The organism is Zunongwangia sp. L-65, from assembly GCF_056859415.1.
Genome location: NZ_JBSXOK010000069.1, coordinates 1 through 18,647, shown reverse-complemented (window position 1 = coordinate 18,647; position 18,647 = coordinate 1). Strand labels below are relative to the sequence as shown.

Annotated in this window: 11 protein-coding genes; 7 read left to right on the top strand and 4 right to left on the bottom strand. The window is 35.2% G+C overall.

Annotated features, from left to right (window positions below):
• Positions 1-37 precede the first annotated feature (37 nt).
• The 3 genes from AC13DP_RS13975 to lysS form a co-directional block, all read right to left on the bottom strand.
• The gene (locus tag AC13DP_RS13975; RefSeq protein ID WP_483067979.1) at positions 38-502 is read right to left on the bottom strand and encodes a hypothetical protein; all 465 of its coding nucleotides are present in this window, start codon (positions 500-502) and stop codon (positions 38-40) included.
• Between the two features lie 156 nt (positions 503-658).
• Positions 659-3,097 (bottom strand): zinc-dependent metalloprotease, encoded by a 2,439-nt coding sequence (locus AC13DP_RS13970; protein ID WP_483068036.1) that lies wholly within the window; start codon positions 3,095-3,097, stop codon positions 659-661.
• A gap of 257 nt (positions 3,098-3,354) precedes the next feature.
• The gene (lysS, locus tag AC13DP_RS13965) at positions 3,355-5,046 is read right to left on the bottom strand and encodes a lysine--tRNA ligase (protein WP_483067978.1); all 1,692 of its coding nucleotides are present in this window, start codon (positions 5,044-5,046) and stop codon (positions 3,355-3,357) included.
• 151 nt (positions 5,047-5,197) lie between these two features.
• Between lysS and AC13DP_RS13960 the strand changes: the two genes are divergently transcribed.
• The 4 genes from AC13DP_RS13960 (at position 5,198) to AC13DP_RS13945 (ending at position 10,614) form a co-directional block, all read left to right on the top strand.
• On the top strand, positions 5,198-5,356 hold the full coding sequence (locus AC13DP_RS13960; RefSeq protein WP_083759806.1) for a YqaE/Pmp3 family membrane protein: 159 nt from the start codon (positions 5,198-5,200) through the stop codon (positions 5,354-5,356).
• A complete protein-coding gene (gene lipB / locus AC13DP_RS13955) occupies positions 5,353-6,063 on the top strand; it encodes a lipoyl(octanoyl) transferase LipB (RefSeq protein ID WP_013070188.1) in 711 nt (236 codons plus the stop codon). Before AC13DP_RS13960 ends, lipB begins: the two co-directional genes overlap by 4 nt.
• Before the next feature lie 195 nt (positions 6,064-6,258).
• The gene (locus tag AC13DP_RS13950; protein ID WP_347406928.1) at positions 6,259-9,252 is read left to right on the top strand and encodes a SusC/RagA family TonB-linked outer membrane protein; all 2,994 of its coding nucleotides are present in this window, start codon (positions 6,259-6,261) and stop codon (positions 9,250-9,252) included.
• A gap of 6 nt (positions 9,253-9,258) precedes the next feature.
• Positions 9,259-10,614: a RagB/SusD family nutrient uptake outer membrane protein gene (locus AC13DP_RS13945; RefSeq protein ID WP_347406929.1), complete on the top strand. Its 1,356-nt coding sequence runs from the start codon at positions 9,259-9,261 to the stop codon at positions 10,612-10,614.
• A 46-nt stretch (positions 10,615-10,660) separates the two neighbouring features.
• Here AC13DP_RS13945 and AC13DP_RS13940 read toward each other — a convergent pair whose 3' ends face one another.
• A complete protein-coding gene (locus AC13DP_RS13940) occupies positions 10,661-11,260 on the bottom strand; it encodes a ribonuclease HII (RefSeq protein ID WP_483067977.1) in 600 nt (199 codons plus the stop codon).
• A 298-nt stretch (positions 11,261-11,558) separates the two neighbouring features.
• Here AC13DP_RS13940 and AC13DP_RS13935 point away from each other — a divergent pair, with 298 nt between their 5' ends.
• The 3 genes from AC13DP_RS13935 to AC13DP_RS13925 all read left to right on the top strand — a co-directional run bounded on the left by AC13DP_RS13935 (position 11,559) and on the right by AC13DP_RS13925 (position 18,133).
• A complete protein-coding gene (locus tag AC13DP_RS13935) occupies positions 11,559-14,675 on the top strand; it encodes a SusC/RagA family TonB-linked outer membrane protein (RefSeq protein ID WP_483067976.1) in 3,117 nt (1,038 codons plus the stop codon).
• Positions 14,676-14,686: 11 nt separating this feature from the next.
• Complete coding sequence (locus AC13DP_RS13930; RefSeq protein ID WP_483067975.1) at positions 14,687-16,114, top strand: RagB/SusD family nutrient uptake outer membrane protein; 1,428 nt, start codon at positions 14,687-14,689, stop codon at positions 16,112-16,114.
• 108 nt (positions 16,115-16,222) lie between these two features.
• Positions 16,223-18,133, top strand: coding sequence for a putative porin (locus tag AC13DP_RS13925; RefSeq protein WP_483067974.1), 1,911 nt, complete (start codon positions 16,223-16,225; stop codon positions 18,131-18,133).
• The last annotated feature ends 514 nt before the right edge of the window (positions 18,134-18,647 follow it).

Below are 18,647 nucleotides of genomic sequence, written 5' to 3'. Positions count from 1 at the left end.
TCTCTTTTCTTGCAATTGAACAATTATTAATTGAAATTTATTTGGGGTTTTTATTTTTGCTTCTAAAATCTTTGAGGTGACCTTTAAAGGCCATCATTCGATTTCTTTTTTCAGCTCTTTGCGCATTTTTCCAAAGCTTGTATTGTTCTGGGCTTAGTACTTTCTGGATAGATTGCTGAAAGGCAATTTCTTTATCTAAACGAGTATTCATTCTCTCGAAAGCTTCTTCTTTTAGTTTACCATCTTCCGCAGCATCTTTCATTTTCTCTCGCATTTTCATTCTGTCTTCAGCACGATCTACATATAATTTCTGAAATTCTTCTTGTTGTTTTTCAGTAAGATCTAAGGCTAAAGTTAATTGCTTCGATTTTAGAATAGCTTTTTCTTCAGCAGTCATATTCATTCCTGCACGTTCCTTCATTAGCTTTTTATGATCTTCTTTTTGCTGAGCAAAAGAAGATACTCCAATAAGCACCATTATAATAATACATAAATTTTTCATAAGGACGAAATTTAAAGTGAATTCTATAATAGGACTGTTAAAAACAAGAAAGGTTTAAAGTTTTATTTATAATAATCAATTAAAAATAAAAAACCTGCCTCGTGGGGGAGGCAGGTTCTCAAATTAATAAATCAAATTAGGTCTATTGGGATAGACTTAGTCGTTAGGATTAAGAATTTGATCTATTCTTTCTAATGCATCCTGAAGGTGGTATCTTGTTAAAGTGTCTCCTGAGCGATACATAGAATTTCTTATTTGTCGTTGTAAGGTTTGCAATTCTCCTCTTACGATTGGGCGAATATCACTTTGTGCGACATTTACATTGGTTCTACTAATCCAACGGCGGTAAGCACTAGGAATTGCAGTTTGATCTTCTGTCATTAAATATGCCATACGATCGATATAGGCTCTTTGAAGGTTTCTGCGGTATCTGTCAATTTTTTGACCTGAATTTAGTTCGCTCCATATGCCTTTACGTAACTCGTCCATCATATCCAGAAGCGTATAGGCCTCTTTTCCATTAATTTCTTCATTCTCAAGTAAACGTTGCATCCTTCCAAAATCAAGAATATTCGAAAGCGCACTGCTTTGCATGCTTCGAATTCTTTCGATATTTCCGTCGAATTCGATTTTATTAAAGATATCCTGGTTAATTAACCAATCAGGAGTTTCAAACAATTGTTTCTGTAAAAAGTCCATGGCTCTTTCCTGTTTTTCTTTATCAACATGAGTATAAACGGCGCCTTCCTGATCATAGGTTTTAGAGTTTTCATATACTCCACCAATATTAGCAGCAACATGCCCCATATAGCGGTTAAGCTGTGCAAGCACCTGGCCGTAAAGATCGTCAAGATCTTCGTAGTTTTTACCGTCTTCAGCGGTCCATTCGATTAATTTAGGAACAATACGCTTTAGGTTTTTGATTCCGTATTCACTGGCGAGCATAGCATCGTCACCAAGATCTTCAGTTTGTGACGAAGGGTCGATTACACCGCCACTTTGCTGACTTCCGAAGCGATATAAAGGATCACCGGAGTGTTCTAAAATCCATTTGTCTAAAACGGGTTTTTCTTCTTTTCCTTCTTTTCCAGGAATTGGTTTATAGCCCCACATGATGGCATATTTATCATATGGCCCTATGTTTGGCATTAAAGCTACATCCCCATCGCCCGGTTGCGCTACATAATTAAAACGAGCGTAATCCATAATTGATGGAGCGGTACCGTATTTAGCAGTAAATTCGGGGTCGCGCAAGTCTTCTACTGCGTAAGCCGGGCTACTACCCATATTGTGAGGAAGACCCAAGGTATGACCAACTTCGTGAGAAGAAACAAAACGTATTAAACGTCCCATGATCTCATCTTTAAATGCTACACCACGTGCGTCTTCATTAATTGCAGCTGTTTGCACAAAATACCAGTTTCTAAGTAAAGTCATCACATTATGATACCAGTTAATATCTGACTCTAAGATTTCTCCTGAACGAGGATCACTTACGTGAGGCCCGTTTGCATTGGGGATTGGGGAAGCCAGGTAACGAACAGTAGAATAGCGTACATCTTCTGGACTCCAATCTGGATCTTCTTCTGGAGTTGGCGCTTCCTTAGCGATAATGGCATTTTTGAAACCTGCAGCTTCAAAAGCTACCTGCCAATCTTCGATTCCTTGCTTGATGTAAGGCACCCATTTTTTAGGGGTAGCACGGTCTATATAATAAACGATTTGTTTTTTTGGTTCTACCAATTCACCGTTTTTAAATTTTTCCATGTCTTCATCCTTCACTTCTAATCTCCAACGGTCAAGATACTCGACAGTTTTACTTTTCTGAGCATCCAAGCCATAATCGGTCTGACTAGTTGTAAACCATCCTACTCGCTCATCAAAATAGCGACGCTCCATGGGTTCTTTAGGTAAAAGAATCATAGAGTTGCTAAATTCTAAAGAGATAGACCCGGTAGTTGAATTAGAAGGTGGGTCGCCGGCGTTATAGGTCTTTATGTGTCTAACTTCAATATTTTCAGGGTAACTTCTAATAGTATCAATAAAAGAACGGCTATCGTCTAATCTGGATACTTTGTATTGTTTGCGATAACGATCGCCTAATCCCAGCGCCTGAACATCTTTTTTATAAAGATCTGTCACCTCTATAACCGTTGATTTGTTGATAGAATCTTTACCAACCGTTTCTATATCGAAAGAACTTAAAATAGGCTCGAAGTTAGAATTTACCACTGCCTCGTGAACAGGAAGCGAATCGGCAGCATAAATATCGTAAGATACTACCCGTAGTAATACCTGATCGCCTTTCTTTTGCCAGCGATGAACCTGAGTGTTTTGTTTACCGCCCCCAAAGCCAATGCCTGAAGCTGTTTTGGCAATTCTGGTTACGGTAAGCATTTCACGATTAAAAAGGCTATCCGGAATTTCGTAATAATACTTGTTTTTTACTTTGTGAACGGTAAAAAGACCTTCATCTGATTTTGCATCTTTGGTGATGACTTTAGCATAAGGTTTTAAACCGTCCTTTGATTCTTCTTTTTGAGCATTGGTGGGTTGAGCTTTTTTATTTTTCTGAAAAACGGCACAAGAAGCCATTAGCAAAGAAAGCCCTACTGCACAAATTCTAATTGGTAGTTTGTTTGTCATAAGGTTTATTTAATTTTTTAGCTGAATTTGGATTTTATTTTTTAAAAACTGCGTTATCCAAAATCATTTATTTGACTATAAAATCTTAAAAAGGTTTAAGGGAAGTTAATAAAAATCTAAATTTTAAGAGGCTTACCAAGCTTATACAATCAAAAAAGGTCACTTTTGATAGTGACCTTTTAAAAATATTAACTTTAAATGATTGTTTAAGCAACGCTTATTTTCATATCATTCCCTTCTTTAAAAACATCTATCATTTTATGTTTTCTTAATGATTTTAAAGCTTTATCCCATTTTTTATTACTTAAACCAGATTTCTCCTTAATAAGGTTCATATCATGGTTTTGATCATCTTTAAGTAATTGGTACACCGCTTTTTCTTCTTCGGTAAGCTCTACCTGTTTTTTCTCTGGTTTCATTTGCGGGAAGAATAATACTTCCTGAATAGATTGATTATTGGTTAGGAACATAATTAAACGATCCATTCCAATTCCTAATCCAGATGTAGGAGGCATACCATACTCCAAAGCTCGCAGAAAATCCTGATCGATAAACTCGGTCGCTTCATCATCTCCTTTTTCAGCCAATCGTAATTGTTCTTCAAATCTTTCGCGCTGATCGATAGGATCGTTAAGCTCTGAGTATGCGTTGGCAATTTCTTTACCACAAACCATCAGCTCGAAACGCTCGGTTAATTCCGGGTTTTCACGATGTGTTTTACAAAGCGGACTCATCTCTTTTGGATAATCGGTAATAAATGTGGGTTGGATATAATTACCTTCACATTTTTCACCAAAGATCTCATCGATAAGTTTTCCTTTACCCATGGTTTCATCAACTTCAATACCCATGCCTTTTGCAGCCTCAAATAATTCTGCTTCAGATTTACCGGTAATATCGAATCCCGTAAATTCGATAATCGCATCTGTCATGGTTACCCGTTTATACGGTGCTTTAAAATCTACTTGATGCTTTCCGAAGGTGGCTTCTGTAGTGCCATTAACCGCCATGGCGCAATGTTCCAACAGTTTTTCAGTAAAATCCATCATCCAGTTGTAGTCTTTGTAGGCCACATAAATTTCCATAGCGGTAAATTCTGGATTGTGAGTTCTATCCATTCCTTCATTTCTGAAGTTTTTAGAGAATTCGTAGACTCCGTCAAAACCACCAACAATCAATCGCTTTAGGTAAAGTTCGTTAGCAATTCTTAAGTATAATGGAATGTCAAGGGCATTGTGATGTGTTATGAAAGGGCGTGCAGCTGCTCCCCCGGGTATAGATTGAAGAATTGGAGTTTCAACTTCAAAATATCCCGCTTCGTTAAAGAAATTACGCATAGCACTAAAGAGTTTAGTGCGCTTTACAAAAATTTCTTTCACTTTTGGATTAACGGCAAGATCGGCATAACGTTGACGGTAACGATGCTCGGGATCGGTAAAACCGTCGTAAGTATTTCCTTCTTTATCGGTTTTTGGTAATGGTAATGGGCGGATAGATTTACTTAGAAGTTCAAAATCCTTGACCATCACGGTCATTTCACCTACCTGTGTTTTAAATAATTCTCCCTGGATACCAATAAAATCTCCAATATCCAGCAGCTTTTTATATACATCATTGTACTTGCCTTTATCTTCGCCGGTACAAATTTCGTCACGGTTAAAGTAAACCTGAATTTTACCTTTAGAATCCTGTAATTCGGCAAAAGAAGCTTTACCCTGAATTCTTCGGGACATAAGGCGTCCCGCGATAACTACTTTTTTACCTTCTTCGAAATTTGTCTTAATATCGGCAGAAGTGTGATCTAATGGAAATAAGTCGGCTGGATAAGGATTAATACCTTTTTCTCTTAATGTAGCCAGTTTTTCTCTCCGTATAACTTCCTGTTCAGATAGCTGCATGATGTAATTTTAAATTTTAGCCTCTTCTTTTTTAGAAGAACTGCAAATATAATGACAATCAGAGTACCAACCAATGTTCTATTATAAGTTTAGCTATGAATCTGAAACAGAAATTCTATCTTTGTTTTTTGTTTTAGATAATATTAAAATTATGAGTATATGGCGAGTTATTTTATCAATTTTTTTTCCGCCTTTAGCCGTATTCGATAAAGGATGTGGATCTATATTAATCGTGTTTCTTTTAACTCTACTCGGCTGGATCCCGGGCGTAATTGCCGCACTTATAATTTTAAATAATCCTAATAAATGATGCTAAAGGTGCAAAATAAGAAAATAGAAGTAAGAGATTTAGGACTAAAAGACTATAAAGAAACCTGGGACGAGCAGGAACGGCTTTTCAAAGAGATTCTTGATTTGAAAGTAAAGAACAGGAGAGAAAATACTAAAAGAGAAACTCCCAATTATCTACTTTCAGTAGAGCATCCACATGTATATACTTTGGGTAAAAGTGGTGATATATCTAACCTTTTGATTAATGAAAAGCAGCTAGAGGAAAAGGGTGCTTCTTTTTACAAAATCAATAGAGGGGGGGATATAACCTATCACGGGCCTGGTCAAATGGTAATTTATCCAATTTTAGACTTGGATAATTTTTTTACCGATATTCATAAATATTTAAGGCTTTTAGAAGAGGCTGTCATCCTGGTATTGCAAGACTTTGGAATCAAGGCTGGACGTAGTGAAGGGGAGACTGGAGTTTGGTTGGATGTAGGAACTCCGTTTGCCAGAAAAATCTGTGCCATGGGTGTTCGCGCTAGCCGGTGGGTAACTATGCATGGTTTGGCTTTAAATGTAAATGCAGATTTAGGGTACTTTGATAATATTGTTCCTTGCGGAATTAAAGAAAAAGCGGTTACTTCTTTAAATGTGGAGTTGGGTAAGACCACAGTTGATATAGAAGAGGTGAAGAAGAGGTTTTTAGAGCATTTTAAAATTTTGTTTAATATTGATTATTAGGTGTTTAAGTGTATCAGGGAAGTTGTTATTAAAAAATATTGAAAAAGAGTAGTTTTAAATTTTATATTTTTAAAATAATTGCTCTTTTTTTTGTATATCATGAATTCTGATGTCAATTTCAGTAATTTAAGATTTCAAGTTTTTTTATTGAGTTTTCAATGTTGATTTTTGGAAACTTAACTCAATAATTATAACATGAAGAAAAATTTACAGGTTGTCTTGATGTTCTTTTTTGCTTTAGCAACTCAATTTGCTTTTGCACAGGAAAGAATGATAAATGGGACTATTGTTGATGATCAAGGAATGCCTCTTCCAGGGGTAAATGTTATTGTACAAAACACAAATCGTGGTGTACAAACAGATTTTGATGGTCATTTTAGTATTGCTGCCAGTACTGGTGAGGTATTAGAGTTTAGTTATGTGGGATTTACTTCACAAACTGTAACAATTGGTCCAGATATGCAAGATCTATCAATCATTTTAGGTGAAGATGCCGCTCAGTTAGATGAGGTGGTTGTGGTTGGTTATGGTACGCAAAGTAAGCGTCAATTGACTGATAATGTTGCAAAGTTAACTTCAGAAGACATTGCGGAGGTTCCAACTCCAAGTCTTCAAAGCTCCTTATCTGGTAAAGCTGCCGGGGTACAGGTTACTCAAACCAACGGTAAAGTAGAAGGTGGAATTAATATTCGTATTCGTGGTATTGCAAGTGTGGGAGCAGGATCAGAGCCATTATATGTTTTGGATGGTGTGCCACTGATTAATAACAACGAGTCTAATAACGGAGCTCCTACAAACCCATTACTTACGTTAAGTTCTAACGAGATCGAGTCTATAGATATTCTTAAAGATGCCTCAGCTGCTGCGGTATACGGATCTCGAGGGGCGAATGGTGTTGTTATAATTACCACTAAAAAAGGAGGTAATAACAAAGGTACTTTTGCTGTTAATTATTCTTATGGAATTAGTGAAACTGCAAATAGAAGAGATTGGTTAAATGCAGATCAATATATCGAGTTATTTACTGAAGCTGCCATTAATAGCTATGGAGAGGCTGATGGTTTAGCTGAAGCTGAAGGAACTTTTGATTATTTAGCTCAGGGTACAGATTGGAGAAATCGTGAGATAGATACTGATTGGCAGGACGAAATATTTAGAACAGGTTATACTCAAAACGCTGATTTTTCTGCGTCTGGAGGAGATGAAAGAACCTCTTATTTCTTTTCTGGAGCTTATAATGATACAGAAGGTATTATTAGAGGAAATAACTTAGACAGGATTACTGCACGTGCAAATGTTTCACACCAGTTTTCAGATAAGTTTAATGCAGGTATGAATGTTAGTTTTTCTAGAACTAATATCGATCGTATTGCAAATGATAATGCATTTGTAAACCCTGTACAAGGTGTTGCACAAAGTCCGCTTTCACCAGCATATTTAGAAAATGGAGAGCCAAACCCAAATACTTTATACGCTAACTTTCTTTTACAGGATAAACACGCATTTTACAATACTGTAATTAGACGTGTTACCGGTAGAGCTTTTGCTGAATATAAGTTCTTACCTTCTTTAAAATTTAATACCGATTTTGGTTACGATTTATTCTACCAGACTGAGGATAGTTTTACAGGAAGTTTAGCTCCGTTTCAATCAACAAATGGGGAGGCTTATGCTTCTAGTGTAGGAACCGAGTCCTATGTTAGTAGTAACTATTTTACATTCTCTCAGGTTTTTGACGAAATTCATGACGTTGAAGTTGTAGCTGGTATGGAATACAACAATACGCACAGAAGATTCCAGAGTGTAACTGGTATTCAGTTTCCAACAGATGATTTCCAAACCATAAACAGTGCTGCTGAAATCTCAGCAGGTAATGGAATTACTAATGGTAACCGATTTCTTTCATATTTTGCAAGAGGTACTTATGCATTAGATGGTAAATATTTGTTTAAAGCGAGTGTTCGTAGGGATGGATCGTCTAGATTTGGTAGGGATACCCAATTTGGTACTTTTTCTGCGATATCAGGTGGATGGATTCTAAGTGAAGAGAATTTTTTAAGCGAGGCAGACTGGTTATCATTCCTTAAATTAAGAGCGAGCTGGGGACAAACGGGTAATGCGCAAATCGGTGATTACGCTGCTTTAGGACTTTACGGAGGAACTTCGTATAATCAAAGACCAGGAATTTATCCCGATCAACCAGCAAACTTTCTATTGTCATGGGAAAGTGTAAATCAAACAGATATTGGTGTAGAGTATGGGTTTTTAAATAATAGAATCTCAGGAGAAATTGATTATTATTCAAAGGTTTCTAAAGATCTTTTATTTGATAATCCTTTACCTGGGACTTCCGGATTTTCTAGTATTCAAAGAAATATTGGTGAAATGGAAAATAGTGGGGTAGAGTTTGTATTGAATACAAAAATAATTCAGAAAGCAGATTTTACTCTTTCTACTAGCTTCAATATAGCTAAGAATAAAAATGAAGTAAAGCGACTACCGAACGATGGGGCTGATATAATTTCGGGACAGAATATCCAGAGGGAAGGCGAGTCTTTAAATTCATTTTACCTTGTTGAATATGCTGGAGTAGATCCAGAAAATGGAGATGCGTTATATTATTTAAATGGAAAAGGGTCTGAAACTACGACCAATTTCAATGAGGCTAATCGAGTAGTTGCTGGTGCACCTTATGCGGAATGGATTGGTGGTCTAACTAGTAATTTATATTTTCATGGAATAGATTTTAGTTTTACTTTTCAAGGGGAATGGGGAGCCAGCCTTTATAACGGTGGAGGTGTTTATCAGTCAGCGAATGGAGATTATTTTGATAACCAAACCGCAGACCAAATGAATAGATGGCAACAACCAGGAGATATCACAGATGTTCCACAGGCTAGACTATATGCAGGAAATGGTGTTGCTAATTCTACAAGATATTTAGAAGATGCTGATTTTATAAGATTACGTAATTTAACTTTAGGATATACTTTCCCTGAAAGTATTGCCGATAAGTTATCGATGAACAATCTTCGTGTTTACTTTTCTGGTTTAAACCTTCTTACTGTTACTGATTATGAAGGATATGACCCTGAGTCTAGAAGCGATGCAGGTCAAGGGCCTGGTACAACTTTTTATTCTGCGCCAGCGGCAAGAACATTTTCTCTAGGTGTAAATCTTAAATTCTAAAAAATTATGAAACGATATAAATTAATCTTATCAATGCTAGGTTTAGGAATATCTTTAACTAGTTGTGAGGATAAACTGGACTTAGAGCCTACTCAGTTTATTTCAACGGATGTGGCTTTGTCTACTGGCGAAAATGTTGAAAATCTACTAATCGGGGCTTATGCCGAAGCGGGTCAATCTGCTTCTTATGGAGGAAATATTCAAATGTTGTCAGATCTCTACGGCGCAACAAATCAGGTTTCATGGAATGGTACATTTCAACCAATCCGTCAGGTTTATACTAAGAATATTTTAGTCGATAATTCTTATGTTAGGGATACGTGGTTAAATGGTTATGATGTAATAAATCAAACAAATTTAGTTTTAGATAATATCGACTTGGTAGATGAAGAAAATCAGTCGAATATTGAGGGACAGGCGAGATTTTTAAGAGGTTTAACTTATTTTGATTTAACAAGATTGTTTGGGCAACAGTACATGTCTGGTCAGTCAAATAATCAATTAGGTGTGCCTTTAGAGTTAGAAGGCATTGAGGATTATTCTGGTAATTTAAAAATTGCTAGATCTACAGTAGAAGAGAATTATACTCAGGTAATTACAGATTTGCAGGCTGCTTATGATTTGCTTCCTGAGGATAATGAGGAATTTGCTGAGAGATATGCAGCTCAGGCACTATTAGCCAGAGTTTATTTGCAGCAAGGTGATTATTCCTCTGCTTTAGCATCTGCAAATGATGTGATTGAAAATAGCAGCTATAGTTTGGCAGGTACATATGCAGATATTTTTAATAATGATACAGATGGTTCTGAAACTATTTTTGCTTTTCAGGTAACAACTCAAGATGGTTCTAATAACCTGATTACACATTACGCAGATCAGGCAAATGGAGGACGTGGAAATGATATTAGTATTAATGATGGATATGTTGCGATGTTTGATTCTGAAGATGACGTTCGTAGTGAGTTTTTCTATGCTAGTGCTCAAAGTGAAGATCGCTTAACTGCTAAGTATACAAACCAATTTGGAAATGTAATGCTTCTTAGGTTAGCAGAAATGTATTTGATAAGAGCTGAGGCAAACTTGCGTTTAGGAAGTGCTGTTGGAGCGACTCCGGTGGAGGATATTAATAGGATTAGAGAACGTTCTAATGCAGATGTTTTAACTTCTGTTAGTTTGGATGATATTATGTTAGAGAGACAACTGGAATTAGCATTTGAAGGATTTCTAATTCACGATCTAAAACGAACTATGGAAGATGTTGGAGATATTCCATATGATGACAATTCATTATTATTTCCTATTCCACAAAGAGAAATGGATGTAAATTCATTGTTAACTCAAAACCCTGGTTATGGGTCTTAGGTTATAGATAATTATAAAAAAGGAGATGTTTTTTACATCTCCTTTTTTATAATTCTAATTCCATTTGCTCTGGTAAAAGTTTAAAACTTTTCCGGTGGTATTTTGTAATTCCGTATTTTCTGATGGCTTCCCGATGTTCTTTTGTAGGGTAACCCTTATTCTTTTTCCAATTATACATGGGGTACTCCTCATGAATACTCTCCATATATTCATCCCGATAGGTTTTGGCTAAAATCGAAGCAGCAGCTATACTCAAATATTTATCATCACCTTTTACAATACATTCATAAGCTATATTTTTAAATGGTTTGAACCTGTTACCATCTACTATAATATGTTCGGGTTCTGGTGAAAGCTTCTCTATAGATTTATGCATCGCCATGATAGATGAGTTTAGGATATTAATTTCATCGATAGTTTCCATGAATATGTGGGTAACGCCATAAGAAGCGCAGTCATTCTCAATAATTTTCTTTAGTAGTAACCGTTTTTGATGCGTAAGTTTCTTTGAATCCCTTAAGAACTCATTTTCAAAATGTTTAGGTAAAATTACTGCAGCAGCTGTTACAGGGCCAGCAATGCATCCACGTCCTGCTTCATCTGTTCCGCATTCATGATCACAATCTTTTAGGTTTCTTAACAGCATAAATTAATAGATTATGGAAAAAGTGTTCTTTTTTTTATAATTAACTTTCCTTAAGTAAATTTACTTATAAAATGTGATATTAGTAATTAAGTCTTTTGTTTTTAGTATTAGATCAATATCAACTTACAATTAATAACAATATCTGTGTATTTTGTAAAAAAAAATAATATCTCAGCAATAGGTAAAACGTTTTATCAATTAAAAGTGTTAATTCTCTAAGAAAAATTAATTAGAAAAATTTTGTTTATTAAGTTATTATTATGATTTTTGGCTCAGGCTAATTCAAATTAACGAAATAATGAAAAAAACATTACATGGATTGCTGACACTTTTTATGGTGTTAGTAGTGCAATTAAGTTTTGCACAAGAAAAAACAATTACCGGTACTGTGGTTGATGAAGATGGACTTCCTTTACCTGGAGTAAATGTAATTGAGAAAGGTACTAATAATGGAGTTCAAACTGATTTTGAAGGGGAATTTTCTATATCTGTTTCGCAGAGTGGAACTTTAGTTTTTAGTTATGTAGGCTTTGCAAGTCAAGAAATTAAAGTTGGATCTTCCAACACTTTAAATGTAACCATGGCTGTAGATGCTGCTGCATTAGACGAAGTATTGGTGGTGGCTTATGGGGCGCAAAGAGAAAAAGCAATTGTTGGTTCTGTCGCTTCATTAGATTCGGAAGTGATTCAAAAACAACAATTAACAAGTGTTACTCAGGCAATTCAGGGAAATGTTCCAGGAGTTAACATTCTTACCTCAGGAGGTCAGCCCGGAGAAAATCCTACTATAAGAATTAGAGGTATCTCCTCAATTAATGCTAGTGCTGATCCTTTAATTGTAGTTGACGGAGCACCATACAATGGTAATATTAACTCTATCAGTCCAGATCAAATTGAATCTATGAACGTGTTAAAAGATGCTTCATCAACTGCATTGTATGGGTCAAGAGGAGCTAATGGAGTGATTGTGATAACTACTAAGAGAGGTGGGTACAATACGGCACCATTAATTAATATAACGAGCATAGGTGGGTTATCATCTCCCGCTGTAGATTTACATGAAACCATAGGGACTAATGATTATATGCGTTATTCCTGGGAAGCTGAAAGAAACTCTTTAGTTTATGTTGATGGAGTAGCAGCTAACGAAGCCGGAGCGCTAGCCGCGCAGTCAATAATTCCCAATTTAGCATATAATCCCTACAACGTAAAACAACCAGTTGATGCTAACGGCAATATTGTAGATGGAGCAAGATTATTATGGGAAACAGATTGGCAAAATGAAATGCTTAGAGAGACCTCATTAAGGCAGGAATACGGAATGAATATTTCTGGTGGTGGAGAAAGTAGTAGATATTTTTTATCTGCAAATTATTTAGATCAGGAAGGTTCTGTTAAGGAGTCAAATTTCGAAAGAATAACAACGCGTTTGAACCTAGAAAGTCAATTAACAGACTGGTTGCAAGTCGGTTTAAATTCTTCTTTAACTGTTTCTGAGCAGGACTATCCTGAGCAATCAGGTTCTTCTTACCAAAGTTCAATTCAATGGATTTATAGCGTGTCTTCTGTTTATCCACTTTATAGAAGAGACGTTGATGGGGGGTTAGTTCTAGATAATGGAGTACCCATTTATGATTATGGTAGTACAGCAGGCCAGGCTTTAAACGGTACAAGGCCATTATTAGCTAATGAAAATGCTGTAGGTTCACTCTACAATTATGACAATCTTAATAAAAGAACAAGTGCAACTGCAAATGCTTTTGCGAAAGTGGATTTTACAGATTATTTGTCTTTTAGATCAAATCTTTCGTATGAAAATTATCTTTATGATTCTAATGTTTATGCTGCATATAACGTTGGTTATGCAGCTAATGTTGGGGGTAGGGTTACACAAAATAGAGATATTACTACAACATTAAACTTTATTAATTCTTTGAATTTTAATAAATCGTTTGGGAAACATAATTTTCGGGCAGATGCAATTTTTGAAAGTTATAAATATAAAGCAGATTATTTAAATGCACAGGGCACTGGATATTTACCAGGTGTTAAAGTTCTAAATGGTAGTACAACACCAGAAAGTGTAGGAGGTTATATAAATGAGGAGCGTTTAGTGAGTTATTTAGGTAGAGCTGCATATAGTTATGATGATAAATATTTTATAGAAGGGTCTTTTAGACGTGATGGGTCATCTAGATTTTCTAAAGATACCAGATGGGGGAATTTCTTTTCTGTAGGAGGTTCTTGGATAATTTCAGACGAAAACTTTTTAAATAATAATAGTACAATTAGCTTTTTAAAGCTAAAAGCTTCGTATGGAGAGTTGGGAAATAATAGGGGTATAGGATATTTTCCTTATCTACAATTATTTGATACAGGTTGGAACCAATTGGATGCAACAGGAGTTATTTTAGGAGGGGTTACAGATCCTCTGCTAACCTGGGAAAAAACAGCTTCTTTCAATGTTGGTCTAGATTTTGGATTATTTAATGATAGATTAACAGGTTTAGTTGAATATTATGAAAAGGAATCTGTAGATTTAATTTATGACCAACCGCTTCCTATTTCTACTGGTAATTCAAGTATCACTACAAATGTTGGTGCTGTAAAAAATTATGGATTAGAGGTTACTTTAAATGGTAAAATTATCAATAATAAAAACTTCTCTTGGTCCGCAGGTCTTAACTTTTCTTTAGATAGAAATGAAATTACTGAACTTACGCAGGAATCATTTATAAACGGTACAAAGCGTTGGGAAGAAGGAAGATCTCTTTTCGAATTCTATATGCAGGATTGGGCTGGTGTAGATCCAGCAGATGGTTATGGAATGTGGTATAAGGATATTCTGGATGATAATGGAAACCCAACAGGAGAGAGAACAACTACTAAAGAATATTCTGAAGCAACTCGATATTATAACGGCTCCTCTTTACCAGACGTAATTGGAGGGTTTAATACAGACTTAACTTGGGGTAATTTTGATTTTAATATGTTATTTAATTTCTCTTTCGGTTCTCAAGTGTATGATAGTTCTTATGCGTCTTTAATGAGAGGATTTTCAACACCTGGTTATCAAGCGCACGAAGATATCGCTGCTCGTTGGCAGCAACCTGGCGATATAACCGATGTTCCGTTACTTCTCAATTCTCAAAATGATTTCAACTCTCAATCGACCAGATTTTTATTTGATAATGATTATATAAGATTAAGAGCAGTAACTCTTGGTTATACTTTACCTAATAACATTACTGAAAGTTTGAAAATGAATAATCTTCGAATATACCTTCGAGGGGATAATTTATTTACTTATCATAGCCATTTTGGTATAGATCCTGAGCAAAGTATAGCTGGTACTACTAACAATAGGTCTTATATCTTAAAGACTGTTTCAGTAGGATTAAACCTTAAATTTTAATTTTAGTAAAAATGAAAAGACAAAATATAATATATAAAAGCCTTCTACTATTATTTGCTGTTACTACGTTGATAGGCTGTTCAGAAGATTATTTGGAAGAACCGGCTCCTACACAGTCGGTTTCAGAAGATGTAATTTTTGATTCTCGGGAAGCAGTAGAGGCTTTTTTTGCTGGTATTTATAGACGCTCAAGAAGTCAATTTACCAGTTACGATTCTGGTGGAATTTATTCTATGTATATGGCAAGAAGTGTTAAAGGAAATGATCTTATTAATACTCCTAGTTGGTTCTCTTTTGACTATGATAACGATAATCGCGAACCGACATACCGAAGAACCGTTTTTAGTTGGGAATATCCTTATTATATGATTAATCAATTAAATGCGCTAATTAATGGGGTAGAGAGTTCAGAGGGACTTTCAGATAATGATAGGGCAGAATTAATTGCTGAAGCTAGAGTTTTAAGAGCGTTTAATTATTTTCAGTTAGCAATGGAGTTTCAGCATACTTATTCTTTTGACCCTTCATTACCTGCTCCTCCTATTTATACAGAGTTGTCTTTAGAGGGAAAACCAATGATTACCTTACAAGAGTTATATGATTTTATTCTTGAAGATTTAGAAAGTTCTGTGGAGGTATTAGGTGATAATAGAATTAATAAATCTTATGTGAATAGATCTGTAGCTTATGGTATTCTAGCAAGAGTTTATCAGGTTATGGGTAAATGGAGTAATGCTGAAATGGCGGCTGTAGAGGCTTACGGGGGCGATGCTTCTGCTGTTTTAGATCCACAATCGTATGCGAATGGTTTTGATGATATTAATAATGCTGAATGGTTATGGGGTCTACCTCAAAGAAGTGATCAGACAAATTATTATTATGGCGCGCCTTCAGCTTTTACAGATCATTATGGTCAAGCTTATTCGTCGGTTTACGTAAATCCCAATTTTGTTGATGAATTTAGTGGGACAGATGTAAGAAATACTTTCGAGAACGCATACGGACTTGAGCCCGGTGATTACCGTGAGTATGTTACTAATAAATTCACCTTTGCTTTTGATTCTGATATAGTGCTAATGCGAACACCTGAAATGATTTTGATAGAGGCGGAAGCAATGTATCATCAAGGTAGAGAAAATGAAGCTCACGATTTATTATTCAAATTGCAATCAAATAGAGATTCACAGGCCGTTAAATCTAACAATACAGGAAACGATCTTTTTGAAGAGATTTTATTAGAAAGGAGAAAGGAATTATATGCTGAGATTGGAGTAGAGTGGTTTGATGCTAAAAGACTTCGTCGAGGAATAGTTCGTGATCCTATTCATCGCACAGTATTAACATTAGAGCCAGATGATAAAAGGTTCTTCTTGAAAATTCCTCAAAGGGAAATAGATGCTAATGATGAAATAGATGAATCGGTTAATTCTTCTAGGTAGTTTAATATTTTATATTTAAGAAACCACCCAACTTGGGTGGTTTTTTTGTTTTATACCAATTCTCTCCTACTTGCGTTATTTTTATACTTTTGTTACATAATTTTTAAAATGAAGAAAGCACTATTTCTAATCTCGTTTGTAATTATTGGTTATCATTGTAATGCTCAAGAACAAAGGTCGCCTGGAAGAGTGGGCGAGGAGAAATCTAAAGATTCTGTGGCAGAGCCTACAATAGATCTTTTTAAGATAATAACTATAGAGAATGATACGACTCATGTTGATACTTCTCTAACGATTCAAAAAGATTATAAATTTAATTATTTGCGCAAAGATCTATTCGGACTTTTGCCGTTTGCAAATACGGGACAAACCTATAATAAGCTTACCGAATTTCGAGATTTTAGTACTATAATGCCCAAATTTGGGGCTAGAGCTCGTCATTATAATTTTATGGAGGCAGAGGATATTAACTATTATTATGTTCCTACACCACTTACAGAATTGTATTTTAAAACCGTACCGGAACAAGGACAACAATTAGACGCATTTTTCACGGTTAATACTTCAGAACGTTTAAATTTTAGCATTGCTTATAAAGGAGTGCGTGCCCTTGGGCGCTATCGCCATATTCTTACCAGTACAGGAAATTTTAGAGCAACGTTAAATTATCAGACTAAAAATAGAAAATATAGAGCGAAAGCTCATTTTGTAAGTCAGGATTTGCTGAATGAAGAAAATGGCGGATTAACAGATGAGGCGCTAGCTTCATATATCAGCAAGGAGCCCGAATTTGATGATCGTTCAGTTTTAGATGTTAATTTCGAAAATGCGGAGAGTACATTATATGGTAAAGGTTTCTTTTTAGACCATCAATACTATTTGTCGGGGGCGCAGGATACATTTCAAAATAAGTTTTATTTAAGTCACAGACTGGATTATTCGTATAAAAAATTTCAATATCTTCAATCGGCTGCTGCTACTGCCATTTTAGGGGAGGCTTTTCAGAGCACTAATCTTAATGATGAAACTAGATATCGCAATATGGATAATACGGTTGCAGTAAATTTTGATAATCCTGTTCTAGGAAAGATATCGGCAAAAGCCGGCTATTCCTTTTTCGATTATTGGTATGATTCTGTATTTATAGGAGAAAATGGAGTTGTGGGAGATAGGTTAGATGGGAGGCTTATAAATGTTGGTGGGAGTTATGATAATTATTTAGCGGGGTTCAATCTTCATGCTGACGTATCATTTAATTTCGGAGATGATTTTTCAGGAAATCATATTCTAGCATCAGCAGGTTACAGTCTGGATGATAATAATTTTTTAAACTTTGGGATAAAACAAACCAGTAGGGCTCCAAATTTAAATTTTTTACTGTATCAAAGTGATTACATAAACTATAACTGGCAAAATAATTTTGACAATGAAAATGCACAAAGCCTTTTCTTTGAATTATCAGCTAAGATGATTGCTAACTTTAGTGGAGAGATAACTCAAATTCAGAATTACACCTATTTTTCACTTAATAACGATGGCGCCGTTAAACCATTTCAATTTGGCGGTGATGTACGATATTATAAATTGAAAGCCCAAAGGGAATTTACTTTTGGAAAGTTTGCTTTAGATAATACCATACTTTATCAAAATATTTCTGACGGCAAAGATGTTCTCAATTTACCAGAATTAGTAACTCGGAATACCTTTTATTATAAGGACTTTTGGTTTGATAAGGCTTTGTATTTACAAACGGGTTTAAGTCTTCGCTATTTTTCTTCTTATCAAATGGACGCTTACGATCCAGTTTTGGCTGAATTTTATGTGCAAAACGAAACTGAATTTGGTAATTATCCAGTGGTAGATTTCTTTTTTAATGGAAAAGTAGATCAGGCAAGAATATTTTTTAAGCTTGAAAATTTAAATTTCTTAATTGATGGAAATAATAATTTCTCTGCACCAAGATATCCACACAACGATTTTATGGTGCGATTTGGTTTAGTTTGGAACTTTTTTCTTTAATTTTTACTGGTGTCTTGGTACGATATTAGGAATGATTTATCATTTCTTTAGTGTTAATTTAATGTTAAGTCGTTTTTTAGATGTTTAATTGATAGTGTTGGATTGAATTCCGTGTAGTTTTCGTAAAAATCAAACAATTTTTTAAAAGTCTTGTGTAATTAAAAAACGGCTGTATATTTGCACCCGCTTAGCCGCTGAGGTGGTATTTAGTAAGCGGATGTTCATTGAGAGGTATACTGAAAAAAGGTTCTAAAAAAAACTTAAAAAAGTTTTGCAGGAAAGAAATAAAAGGCTGTATATTTGCAGCCGCTTAACGCCGGAGTAGAAAAGGTGTTATGGCGGATGTTCATTGGGATAGCGTGATATTTTAGATTGAAAAAAAACTTAAAAAAAGTTTTGGTGGTTAAAGAAAAAGAGTTGTATATTTGCAGCCGCTTTAACGGCGAGGTTCTTTGGAAGGGTTGAGGGTTTAAAATTAAGAAAAAATAAATTTTAATTTTTTCTTGTGAGTTTA